This window comes from Sulfobacillus thermosulfidooxidans DSM 9293 (assembly GCF_900176145.1).
In the GTDB taxonomy this organism is placed as follows: domain Bacteria; phylum Bacillota; class Sulfobacillia; order Sulfobacillales; family Sulfobacillaceae; genus Sulfobacillus; species Sulfobacillus thermosulfidooxidans.
Map to the genome: position 1 here is coordinate 382,043 of NZ_FWWY01000001.1, position 12,713 is coordinate 394,755.

Annotated in this window: 11 protein-coding genes and 1 riboswitch; of the genes, 2 read left to right on the top strand and 9 right to left on the bottom strand. The window is 48.9% G+C overall.

Annotation, left to right across the window (positions count from 1 at the left end):
• The first annotated feature begins 118 nt into the window (after positions 1–118).
• Positions 119–1,846 carry a peptide ABC transporter substrate-binding protein gene (locus B8987_RS02065; protein WP_020376283.1) on the top strand — a complete coding sequence of 576 codons (1,728 nt, stop codon included), beginning with the start codon at positions 119–121 and terminating at the stop codon, positions 1,844–1,846.
• A 130-nt stretch (positions 1,847–1,976) separates the two neighbouring features.
• On the top strand, positions 1,977–3,569 hold the full coding sequence (locus tag B8987_RS02070; RefSeq protein WP_084660843.1) for a fatty acyl-CoA synthetase: 1,593 nt from the start codon (positions 1,977–1,979) through the stop codon (positions 3,567–3,569).
• A gap of 115 nt (positions 3,570–3,684) precedes the next feature.
• On the opposite strand, the gene thiO is transcribed toward B8987_RS02070, so the two are convergent.
• From thiO to B8987_RS02110, 9 genes are all read right to left on the bottom strand, one after another.
• Positions 3,685–4,812 (bottom strand): glycine oxidase ThiO, encoded by a 1,128-nt coding sequence (thiO, locus tag B8987_RS02075; RefSeq protein ID WP_020376285.1) that lies wholly within the window; start codon positions 4,810–4,812, stop codon positions 3,685–3,687.
• A 3-nt stretch (positions 4,813–4,815) separates the two neighbouring features.
• Positions 4,816–5,559 carry a HesA/MoeB/ThiF family protein gene (locus tag B8987_RS02080; RefSeq protein ID WP_040767898.1) on the bottom strand — a complete coding sequence of 248 codons (744 nt, stop codon included), beginning with the start codon at positions 5,557–5,559 and terminating at the stop codon, positions 4,816–4,818.
• 4 nt (positions 5,560–5,563) lie between these two features.
• Positions 5,564–6,343: a thiazole synthase gene (locus B8987_RS02085; protein WP_020376287.1), complete on the bottom strand. Its 780-nt coding sequence runs from the start codon at positions 6,341–6,343 to the stop codon at positions 5,564–5,566.
• Positions 6,344–6,346: 3 nt separating this feature from the next.
• Positions 6,347–6,547: a sulfur carrier protein ThiS gene (gene thiS, locus B8987_RS19835; protein ID WP_020376288.1), complete on the bottom strand. Its 201-nt coding sequence runs from the start codon at positions 6,545–6,547 to the stop codon at positions 6,347–6,349.
• Positions 6,538–7,155, bottom strand: a complete 618-nt coding sequence (locus tag B8987_RS02090) for a thiamine phosphate synthase (protein ID WP_020376289.1) — start codon at positions 7,153–7,155, stop codon at positions 6,538–6,540. Before B8987_RS02090 ends, thiS begins: the two co-directional genes overlap by 10 nt.
• A 35-nt stretch (positions 7,156–7,190) precedes the next feature.
• Positions 7,191–7,294: riboswitch (TPP riboswitch) on the bottom strand.
• 172 nt (positions 7,295–7,466) lie between these two features.
• Positions 7,467–8,882 carry a protoporphyrinogen oxidase gene (hemG, locus tag B8987_RS02095; protein WP_157782427.1) on the bottom strand — a complete coding sequence of 472 codons (1,416 nt, stop codon included), beginning with the start codon at positions 8,880–8,882 and terminating at the stop codon, positions 7,467–7,469.
• Positions 8,883–8,889: 7 nt separating this feature from the next.
• Positions 8,890–9,807, bottom strand: coding sequence for a ferrochelatase (gene hemH, locus B8987_RS02100; protein WP_040767971.1), 918 nt, complete (start codon positions 9,805–9,807; stop codon positions 8,890–8,892).
• 48 nt (positions 9,808–9,855) lie between these two features.
• Positions 9,856–10,899 carry a uroporphyrinogen decarboxylase gene (hemE, locus tag B8987_RS02105; protein WP_020376292.1) on the bottom strand — a complete coding sequence of 348 codons (1,044 nt, stop codon included), beginning with the start codon at positions 10,897–10,899 and terminating at the stop codon, positions 9,856–9,858.
• Between the two features lie 102 nt (positions 10,900–11,001).
• On the bottom strand, positions 11,002–12,372 hold the full coding sequence (locus tag B8987_RS02110) for an ammonium transporter (RefSeq protein WP_020376293.1): 1,371 nt from the start codon (positions 12,370–12,372) through the stop codon (positions 11,002–11,004).
• Positions 12,373–12,713: the final 341 nt, after the last annotated feature.

A 12,713-nucleotide genomic window follows, 5' to 3' on the forward strand; every position in this document is an offset into this window, starting at 1 on the left:
ATTATTCTTTGTTAATTGCATAGCTGAAGTTAGATTAAATCTATCCCCATTCTTATCAAAGGTTATTGTGATTGTTGACTAGAATCATCTGCATGAACATTCAGGAGGCTGATGAAAATTGTCCCCACGTAAATCTCTTATTCTAACCTCAAGTCTCGTGCTATCCCTAATCTCGGCGGGATGCGGAAATCAGACATCGGCTCCAACCAAGACCGTCGTCAAAGGAGGGACGGCCGTCATTGCCTTAGCCCCACAAACATCGCCCAACTGGTTCTTCCCCATACGTGCAGTGGGATTTGGCTCGGATGTCAATATGCAGGTCGAGAATTTGATGTACAAACCGTTGTTGGATATTACCCCAACAGATGGGATTGATTTCGCTCATTCTCTTGTCTCGAGTATTACAGTATCTCATAATGATACCGTTTTTACTCTGCACCTGAGTTCACGCTACCGTTGGTCAAATAATCAACCTATTACAGCGCAGGATGTGTTATTTGCCTGGAATCTTATCCAAACAACGAGTTCATCCAATCCCCATTTACCGTGGAGCCACGCCGGTAGTGGTGTTGGCGGAATTCCGGAATTGTGGAAAAACGTTTCCGCTATCAATCCAACAACCGTTCAAATTACGCTAAAATCTTCTGTCAATCCGATTTGGTTTGAACATAATGGTTTAGCCCAGATTACTCCCCTGCCGGTTGCCGTATGGGATAAATATCCTCATAACATCATCAAGGAATTGGCCTACATCAAATCGGTCGCCAATTCTCCAGGGGCTGAGCCCTATCACGTGGTCGATGGGCCTTATCAGTTTGCCAGTATGGAGCCCAATAATAACTGGACATTTATTCCCAATCCCCATTATGGAGGACACAAATCATCACTGGCTAAAGTGATTTTCCAATATGAAACCTCACCGCAGGCTGAATTTGAAGGGCTAAAAACCGGGACGATTACGGTCGGATATCTCCCCGCTTCATTATGGAACTCACGAACTCAACTGCACAATGACACCTTAACCACAGCGTATTTATTTGGCTTTAATTACTTGCAACCCAACTTAAATCCCGAGGCTCCAGGAGGCCTTGGAAAAGCTTTTGACTCCCGCTATGTGCGAGAAGCCTTACAAATGGGAATCAACCAACCCGGGATTATTTCCACGTTTTATCATGGTTATGGTGTGGTAGAAGATAGTCCCATCCCCTCCGAGCCGCCCACGCATTTTTACGATAGTCAATTAAAGTCGCCACTCTATCCCTACAATCCTCAAGCTGGAAAACAATTGCTAGAAAAACATGGGTGGCACATGGTCAACGGTGTCATGACCAAAGGATCGACTCGCCTGGCATTTACTTTGACATATGTGAGTGGCAGCAACACGGTTAGTGATATTGCGCAGTTACTAAAAAGCAGCTGGGCCAAAGAAGGAATCGCGGTCACCTTGCAGTCACAGCCGTTCGACCAAATCATTGCCCAAGCCAACCAAAGCGATCCCAGTAAATGGAACATGGTTTGGTGGGGAGGGGGATGGACATATGAGCCAGACTTTTATCCCACCGGTGGAGGCTTGTTCAAAACAGGTGCCGGTGCCAATTTTGGTGGATATCATAGCTCCGTGATGGATCAATTAATCACCAAAACCTATGAACCCGGAACACCTCATCAAATCCAACAACGTCTCGATGCTTACCAAAAATGGGCCGCCCAGGATTTGCCCGTGTTGTGGATGCCGTGGACGCCATCTTTTAATGTGCATGCCAACACCTTGCATGGCTCCGTCAAAACCTTTAATCCGGTCTCAGATCTGTATTCTCCCAATTATTGGACTCTGTCTCCGTCGTAAAATCATTCCCCGAAGACGGTCGCAAAACGCCTGTCTTCGGGGCTATCTGCTGGCTTATCACGCATCTTACGAATAGACAAAATTTTTCCTCTAATATTCGTTATACTCGTATCAAAAAGGAGTCTTACGCATGCACTCCCTTATTCATCGCCATAACTTATATGATCTTCTCCATCGGTCCGCTGCCCGTTATCCCGAAAAAATCGCGGTGATTAGCCCAACGTGTCGGCTTACCTACCGGGAATGGGAATGGGCGGCTAAAAATATGGCCCAATACCTTTTTCAGCAGGGATTCCATAAAGGGGACAAAATCGCGGTTGATGCCCGAAACTCCGCGGAATATGCGACGCTCATTTTCGCCGCTGCCCAATTGGGCGTAATCCTCGTTCCCATCAACTTCATGTTATCAGCCCACGAAATTGCTTACATTTTGAGCCATGCTGAGGTCGATGGCATCATCAGCGACAGGGAATTTACCGAACGAATTGATAGGGCCATCTTATTACAACCCGATCTGGCTCCCCTCACACATCGTCTTTTTGTGCTGATTCCCCTCGAGGAGGCTAGGGGATGGGAGACATTCCCCGCTTTATCTTCTTTAGCTTCATCACCAAGTTTTACAGATTTCCCTGTCGATGGACCTTCAGGCGATGACCTGGCCCAAATCCTTTACACATCGGGAACAGAATCTCGTCCCAAAGGCGTTATGCTAACCCATAGCAATTTGATTCACGAATATGTGAGTGTGGTCATCGACGGGGGATTTTCTGCAGACGATATTGTCCTACATGCTTTACCGTTTTACCATAGTGCACAACAACATGTGTTTTTAGGTCCTTATACCTACTTAGGCGCCACGCACGTCATTACATCGATGCCCCGTCCTGATATTATTCTCCCTCTCATTGCGGAAGAACGGGTTACGGAATTCTTTGCACCACCAACCGTATGGATTAGCTTACTCCGCTCTCCCCTCTTCGATCAGTATGATTTAAGCTCTTTGACGAAAGGTCATTATGGTGCGGCGATTATGCCTAAGGAAATTCTATTGGAACTCAGTCGACGGTTACCCCATACCCAATTTTGGAATTTTTACGGTCAAACCGAAATCGCTCCGTTAGCCACCGTCCTAAAACCTCAGGATCAGCTCAGAAAACTTGGATCATGCGGTCAACCAGCCCTCAATGTGGAAACAATTCTACTTGATGAGCATAATCATCCGGTACCGTGTAACGAGATTGGTGAAATATGCCACCGGAGTCCGCATATCATGCCGGGTTATTACCGCGATCCCGAAAAGACTCAAGAAGTCTTTCAAGGAGGATGGTTTCACAGTGGTGACTTAGGAATCATGGATGAAGAAGGCTATTTAACTGTGGTCGACCGTAAGAAAGATATGATTAAAACCGGTGGCGAAAATGTCGCCAGTCGCGAAGTCGAAGAAGTCATTTACCAATTGCCGGGGATTTTCGAAGTGGCTGTGATTGGTGTTCCCGATCCTTATTGGATCGAAAAGGTCGTGGCCGTGGTTGTCTTAAAAGACGGCACAACCATGAGTCCCTCCGATATCATTGCCTGGTGTCGGAAACATCTCGCCCCCTACAAAGTTCCTAAAGAGGTCATGATAGCCTCTTCCTTACCGAAAAATCCGACGGGAAAAATCTTAAAACGGGAACTGCGTCGGACTATAAGTGAAGATCCGGGTCAGATTTCAAAAGCTTAAAGCGTGCCTGTCGCACCACATAAACCTACACATCGTGGTTTGACGATCAAGACCCTCAGCATCCACAAATGCTGGGGGTCTTGATCGATAAAGGCTTCATGCCGGCACAGACTTTTCACGATCTCCAAAAACGCTCAGGTAAAAACCCAGAGGGAGGCAACGTACCATTTTGTGCCCAGTTTAGGACCAAATCCCCTGTAATGGCCGATAATAGCACGCCATTGCGGTAATGTCCCGCTGCCACGTAAAGCCCTTGGCGTCCAGGCCATGGCCCCAAGATAGGAAGACCATCCGGCGCCATGGGCCTTAGTCCAGCCCAAATGGCTTGCCAATGCATCTGGGGAACTCGAGGACCAAAATAATGAAACGACTGAGCCAATTGAGCGACCCCATCCGCCGTGACTCGGTCATCAAATCCCGCATCATCTTCCGTCGCACCCAAAATCAATCGGCCATCGGGTTTGGGCACCACGTACCTGTGATGCGCGAAGACAATATGGCGTATGGGAACTTCATCACTGGTTAACGCAAGAATTTGGCCACGGATGGGCTTAACGGGTAAGGCGCGCACCTCGTCCAATGTCGCCAAAATCGACTGAGCCCATGAACCTGCAGCGACAATGACGGCTTTTTGAGCCCGGTACTGTCCCTTAGTGGTTTCGATTCCCAGAACATCCCCACTCTTTGATGTCAAAAAACGTTGGACCATAACACCAAAACGACTTACCATGCCAGCATGATTTCCGGCCCGTACCAGAGCCTGTACCAATTTAGGACCATGTACCTGCATCTCATGAGGTGCATATAAAGCCCCCACAGCATGTTGCATATCCGGTTCCAGATCTTTCAATTGTGCGGATGTGACCCATTCGACCGCCACTTTCGTCTTTTGCCAGCGATATAACTCATGAAGGCGATTGGCTTCCACGTCATCTAACGCGGCTTGAATCACACCCGTTTGATGCAGATCGACATGCATCTGACTGGCTTCTTCAATTTCTTCGATTAAGGCAGGATACCGAAGGAAACTCGCCTGTAGCAAATCGAAAAAAGGCACGGATGATCCCGCTTCGGCCGTTGGCGATAATATGCCCGCTGCAGCCCGCGATGCTTGGCCACCGGGCGGTCCCTGATCGACCAGCATGACCGAGTAGCCATGCGTCACTAAGCGGTACGCAATCATAGCGCCGATAATGCCGGCTCCGACGACAATGAAGTCTTGGCTGTTTTGCATCTCCTCCATTGGTCATTCCCCTTCCCCACCACACACGGCACACTCCTTGCGGGCCGAAAATCGGACAACGCGTGATTGAGCCCGGTACGCATCATAGGTCCAAATTCGGCCTTGTAAGATATCTCCGGTATGTAACAAGATTTTTAATACTTCTTGCGCTTGAACGGTGCCAGCCATGCCCACCACGGGTCCCAAAACTCCCGTGACCGCACAATCTTGATCAGCATAGGAACTATCCCCAAAAAGGCACTGCAAACAGGGTTTACCGCCATTGACGACATACACTTGGGCTTCATAGCCAATGGCCCCGGCGAACACGACGGGTACATGAGAACGCACACTAAAACGGTTCAACACCGTTCTCGTAATCCAGTTGTCGAGACCGTCAACAATGACGTCATGCCCTTGTAACAGCTGCTCCGCATTGTCGTCATTCAGGGCAACCGGTTCGATGTGAAACGACGCGTTCGGTGCGACCTCTTGCAAGTGTTCGCGAGCAGCCTGGACTTTGAGCCGGCCAATATCGGTTGGCCGAAACAAGATTTGCCGTCCTAGATTGTGGGCACTCACCCGGTCAGGATCATAAAGCGTTAGGTGGCCTACGCCTTGCGCCGCCAGGTATAAAGCTGAGGCGTTACCCAATCCTCCCATGCCAACAATAGCCACACGGCTTTCCTTGAGCCGTTTAGCCCAAGAAGGCTTGGCATCTGGCAACGATACGAGTCGCCTGACACGGTCTTTATCCGTTATCACCATGATGTTATTGACCTGCAGCAATCATACCCGTTGTGGGAGAAGACGCGACCGCGTCTTGTCTTTTGGGCATCCGTCCTGCTTCAAAACCTAAACGGCCCGCCTCTACAGCCCATTTCATCGCTTGGGCCATCATCACGGGGTCCCCTGCTTGGGCTATTGCTGTATTAATCAGAACCGCATCGGCTCCGTTTTCCATGGCAAGACAGGCATCTTGCGGACTACCAATGCCGGCATCAACGATGACAGGCACTGACACCCGCTGTTTGAATCGGCGTACGGCCTCGACATCCAAGACACCTTGACCCGATCCAATCGGCGAACCCAAGGGCATGATGGCATGGGCTCCCGCTTTATCGAGATATTTGGCCAAAACCGGATCCGGGGTGGTATAAACCATCACCGTAAAACCCTCTTGCACTAACACTTTGGTCGCTTCCAAGGTTTCAATCGGATCAGGCCATAATAACTCTTGATCGCCAATAATCTCCAATTTAACTAGGGTGCCAATGCCCGCGGCTTTCGCCAAATGCGCTACGGCAATGGCCTCTTTCGCCGTGTAACAGCCAGCCGTATTCGGTAAAATCCGTACGTTCTTAGGAATAAAATCGAGTAAGGACGGTTCGCTGGGATTGTCTAAATTCACCCGCCGCAGTGCTACGGTAACGAGTTCGGTTCCCGATGCGACAATCGCATCGCGCATCAGGTCAAAAGTTTGATATTTTCCCGTTCCGACAATCAAACGGGATCTAAAAGTATATTCCCCAATTTGCAAAACATTCCCCATGTCTTAACCCCCTCCGACAAATCGTACAATTTCCACGGTATGACTCTCTTGCACCTGGGCCTGGTCGAAATCCGTACGGCCAATAATTTCGCCATTGACCATCACGGCGACGGTTTGATGATCCACTCCTAAGACATCTAACATCTCTTTGACGGTTCGAACATTTGGCAAGTCACGCGGTTCTCCATTGATAATCAGTCGCATGGTGTACCTCCTGGTGAGTTCGGGTACGAAGATCGTAAATGGCTTTTAATCTTTTCACACGCGGCAATCGGATTGGCCTCATACCACAAGCCATCAGACAAGCAGACACCATAAATTCCTATTCCTTGGAATGCTTGAACATTGTCTTGGTTAATGCCCCCAATAACGAGAACAGGGGCACTGGCTTGATGGATAATTTGGCGCAGATCCGACCAGGACCGGGGAGCCAAACCCGGTTTGGATGTGGAGACAAAAGCGTGACCCCACAGATAATAGTCCGCTCCTTGGTGATAAGCTAACTCGTCAAGGGTATGCACAGACGCCATAATGGGCTTATGCCAAATGGAGCGCAATGATGCGGCCGGGGCAGAATTTGCAGGCAGTGCCAACCCATCGGCTGGTAAAGAAAGCGCCACCGAAACGTAGGAATTAATCCACAGCGGAAGACCCGGAGCCATTTCGCGGATTTTTAAGGCCGTGCTCTTTACGGAAGGAGCGAGCCCTTCTTTATCGCGCACAATGAGACCATCAAGAATGCCTTGCAAACTGGGCAATATGGACCACGCACTATGAGGAAACCGCGGTACATCGATTACGCCAATTACCATCTCATACCCGCCCCAAATAAAAAAATCCGCATGCGAGCGGACAACACTCGCTTCCCTACGATGGTGCTAACCATATCAGGTTCGAAGGGTACGGCTTATGCCGTTCTCAGTCCCTTTAAGGACACCCCTAGCGATCATTTGATGATATTTTTGGTTTCAGCCGTTCCATGCTTTTTCTACAGAAGTCCCTTTATGCTTTCGGTGAAGACAGGAATGGCTTGCATTCATGATGGCCTGAATCACAACGAAATGTCAAGGGGCTTTAAAAAATTGTTGACGACAGACTATCCTCAGGACCAGGAAAGTCGCGATTATGATGATGTCTCATACTCCGCGGTAGACAATCCCATTTGTTGGCCAAAGGTTTGCGCCATGTCTTTCGCTTGTTTTACCCGGTCCGGCATCCCTACTCCCCCTTCGAAAGCTCCCAGCACAAAGAGTCCTGGGAAGGAGGCAAGATACTGATGCAGCTCAGCAATTCGCTCAAGATGCCCCACCACATATTGCGGCATGCCCTTAGGAATACGAAATACCCGCAAATATTTAGGAGGGTGTTGAATGTGCATAGTGCGCTCAATTTCACGATAAAACAGCTGCGTTAATGTGTCGTCATCATACTCCAAAATATTTTCTGTGGACCGTCCATAAAAGGCCCGCAACACAAATAGGGGTGCCACGTGCGGATAATGCCACTTTGAAGACACCCAGGTTACCGCCGTCATGCGCAAGTCAGCTTGTTTAGGCACCAAAAACCCCGTCTTATCCGTTTTCACGGGAATATCGGCGGGATCATAAGCTGCCCCAATCACAGCGAGATTCGCATACGGAATATTTTGCAAAATCGTTTGGGCTTCATGGGGTAAAAAGGCTAGGATTTGCGCACTGGCATAAGCCGGAATCGTCATGATGACCGCATCATATTCACCCTGGCGCTTGGCGGAAATAACCGACCACTTCTGATGGGATGCCGGTTCAATGCGCTCGACAGGTTCCGATAACAGCACCTGAGTGCGTGAAAGCGCCGCGGCCAGACTATGAATGATTTGCTCCAGCCCCCGGTCAACCGTCAAAAAAGCACTATGATAGCGTTGCACAAATTCGTTGGGAGCTGGTGGAATGCGCCGCTTTGATCCCAAATAAACAGAACGCGCTTGTTGTTCCGCAGCTAACAGATGAGGAAACGTGGCCTTTAAACTCATCTGGTCAATATCCCCAGCAAATATTCCCGACAACATCGGTGCTGCGAGCCGGTCTACGATTTGATTGCCAAAACGTCGCCGAAGGAAATGGCCAAGCGATTGGTCCGTGGTTGGCCCTTTGCTCATAATAAAATCTTTGGCTAACGCTATTTTTCCCGTTAACGAAAGCAAGGGACTCGTTAACACCGGTTTGGCTTTAGTCGGCACACCCGTTTGAATGCCGTCGGGAATGGGATAATATCGATCTCGCCAAAATACATAAGCACCGCGAACGCGCGGATTGGTCCCAATTAAATGCGGCCCTAATCCGACCTTTTCACACAATTCCACAAGATCTGGCTTTGTCGCTAGGAAGGAATCTGGCCCTTTCTCCAACACAATATCATGGTCGGTATCGGTACGCACCCATCCGCCCAACTGATCTCCGGCTTCGAATAAATCCATTGTCACATTCGGGTAATACTGCTCTAGATAATATGCCGCAGAAAGTCCCGTTAATCCCCCGCCTACCAATGCAACACGCATCATGCCTTCCTCACTCCAATTGAGACGTCTCCATAACGAGATGTGCCAACATCTCCAGAAACTTCGGGTCATCATTAAATGACGCGGTTCTTTCCATATGTACTCCGAGGTCTTGAGCGACTTGTTGGCACTCAATATCCAAATCATAGAGTACTTCGAGATGATCTGAGACAAATCCTATCGGACAGATTAAGACGTGGTAGTAACCTTCACTGGCCAACTGGCGAACCGTATCGACAATGTCAGGTCCCATCCACGGTTCCTTAGTTCTGCCGGCACTTTGCCATGCGTAGCGGTAACGCGTGATACCGCACGCTTCAGCAACCAATTCCCCGCTTTGTCGCAGTTCTGTCGGATACGGATCGCCCTTTTGGTAGATTGTCTGCGGTAAGCTATGTGCCGTAAAGATCGTCACCAAATCAGCTTGCTCGTCGGGCGAAAATTTCTCCCGTGCTTTGAGAACACGGTGCGCAACGAGATCGATAAAGCGGCAATTTTGATACCACGATGAAATGCCTCGCCAGGGCAAAGACAGATTATGGCGGGCCAGTGACTCTCTAATCTCGTCAAAATATTCCCCAACACTCATAGTCGAATAATGCGGGGCCAACACTAGGGCGACAAAGCGTTCGATACCCGCACGCGCCATGTCCAAGATGGCCTCGTCGATAAATGGCGGTGAATGTTTTAAACCGAGAAATACCTGAAATGACTCTCCTGCCATTACATTTAATGCCTCTTGGAGCCCTGCCGCCTGCTTTTGAGTAATGGCTGTAAGCGGCGAAAATCCGCCAATGGCTTCATAGCGCATCCGCAAATTTTCTAACTGCTCGGGACTTGGCGCACGCCCATGACGAATATGTGTGTAATAGCGCAGTAAGTCATCTGGATCCTGAGCTGACCCGTACGCCATCACCAAGACACCCATCACCCCGCATCATCTCCTTGCCATGACATGTCAAATGATAAGGACGCTTCATAGTTCATTTGCTTGATAAGGATATTCATGTACGAGTTGGACTAAGCGCTTAAGATCGTCAGCATTAGCGGCTGGCGGAACACCATGTCCTAAATTAAAAATATACCGAGAATCATGAGCCATCATTGTCAAAATATGAGTGGCCTGATCGGCGATAACCTCCCACGAGGATAACAGAGCAACCGGATCTAAATTGCCTTGGAGGGTAATGTCCTTTCCTAATTGCCTACGAACTTGGGATAAGGGCACGCGCCAATCAATCCCCAACACACTGGCTCCCGCTTGTTTCATTAAGGGCAATAGCGCTGCTGTACCGGTTCCAAAATAAATAGTGGGCACCTGGAACTTCTCTAATTGCGCAAAAATATACTGCATGACCGGCAGCACAAAAGTTGCATAGTCGTTTACGCTCAGCGTCCCAATCCAGCTGTCAAAGATTTGCACGGCCTGGACACCGTGGCGAATTTGGGCACTTAAATGTTCGACAATGCCTTCAGCTAATCGCATCATGAGATCGTGCCACAATGCCGGTTGTTCCCACATCATTTTTTTTGTATTTTCATATTGCTTAGAGGGACCGCCCTCAATAATGTAACTCGCTAAGGTAAAGGGTGCTCCTGCAAAGCCGATGAGGGGAATCGGATCAATGCGTGCACAAATGCGTTCGATACTCGAAAAAACTTCGGGGAGATCCTCTTCAGGTCGTAGCGGGTGTAACCGGGCTAAATCTTTTGCAGAACGAATCGGCTGCGCAATCACAGGCCCTTTATGTTCTTGGATATCAAAATCAATTCCCATCGGTCCCAAGGGAATCATGATATCCGAAAATAATATCGCGGCGTCGACGCCTAATTCTTCGACCGGCCGGCAGGTGACTTCGGTAATAACGTCTTCCGAATGAGCCATTTCTAAAAACGAATATTGCTCACGCAATTGACGGTATCCAGCCTGATAGCGACCGGCTTGACGCATAAACCAGACGGGAATGGCATCATGAGGTTTTCCCCAACAGGCATCAATAAATCGGCTCGCGTGACTCACCCCTGTTGTTCCTCCTTCTGGCATGTTCAAGCTATTATAGCATAATGAAGCGCGCTCTCTTCATGGGAAGAGGCGCGCTCGAGCTTACGTGATAAACTGGAATTAATACGTTTCTGCGACTTGGGGTTCACCGGCCAGTACAGATTCTTCTTCGGGTTCCTGGGACACTTCCCCATGAATCGCCATGTCGCCTTCGGCCAATTGTTTGTCAGCCACCCGCAAGGGAACAATCAAGCCAATGACTTTCAAAATCCCCCATGTCATTAAGCCGTCATACACTACAATCACCAGCAACGCTTCGATTTGCACAAGCACTTGGTGGGGATTGCCGTAAATCAAACCGGTAACCGAAACACCTTGACCCACTTTCTTCGATAAATATTCAAACATATTGGGGTCCGCAAAGACTCCCGTGAGGATTCCGCCGAGGGCTCCAGCCACAGCGTGCGTGTGGAAAACGCCTAGCGTGTCGTCCACTTTCCGGAATAGTTTGGTTTGGCCTAACTTGTTCATGCTAAGCCACGGCACAAATCCGGCCGCCACCCCGATGGCCAGTGCCCCGTACCCATTGACATACCCAGCGGCTGGGGTAATGGCCACCAAGCCACAAACCATACCATTAATAGCTCCCACTAACGAGGGTTTTGATGTCGCCCACATGTCCATAATCATCCACGTTACCAAGGCCACACCTGCGGCTAAGTTGGTGTTTAAGACAGCTGCCGCTGCATCCGCGTTAGCAAAGTAGGGGTCTCCACCATTGAAACCGTTCCATCCTAACCATAGAATTCCGGCACCTGCTAACGCGACTAAGAGGTTATTCGGATTGAAATTTTTGCGATCTTGCATTAAGCGAGGTCCCACAACGGCTGCGGCCACGAAACCGGAAATACCAGCGGCCACGTGAATCACGTAACCTCCACTGTAGTCCACCGCCCCTAATTGTGAAAGCCAGCCACCGCCCCACAACATAAAGGCGTTCACGCTGTACACCAAGGTTGACCAAACCGGAACAAAGAGCATCCATGCTTTGAAATTCATACGTCCCAAGACGCCGCCAGCTAAAATTGCGGGAGTAATGGCTGCAAACACAAACTGGAAGTATACTAACGTCGATCCGGGGAACTGAAACGGCGGCATAGCACCGGATACTAGCGGTACAGACGCTTGACCTTGTTCATACAAACTCCCCAAAATTGGATGGGGTACTCCGACCATAGCTCCTAAAATGCCCGGCCCCAGTTTAAGAGGAGTTCCAAAACCCATACTATATCCAAACAACACCCACGAAACTAACACAATGGAAAAAGCGTAAAGAACCATAAAAGCGGAATTGACAGCCCATTTTTTCTTGACAATACCACCATATAAAATTGCTAAACCTGGCACACTCATCAACCCGACAAACGTCGCGGCCGTGAGCTGCCAAGAGTTATCGCCTGTGTTCAAATAGGAAGGGGATGGAATGTACATTGGCTTACTCCTCTCAAAAAAACGTTAACCAATATTGCTGAAAAATTATGCATCTGCACGTATGAATATCGGACTATGGTAATGTTACACAACGAAACCGAAAAAATCAATATATCTGACACGGTTTCAACAAATATTTCTCACATAACTGGCAAATAATCCTTAACACCTTACATAATTTATGAGCAAATCGCCTTGTTGGTACCGTAACTGGTCTTACATATCTTCCAATTTGATGTTGTGGAATACGGGTTTTGTCTTTCCCTATCACTTCTCATTTCGTGCATCCATCTCTGTACGACAAAACGTAAACTTTAGTGATTAGGTGATTGATGTGATTT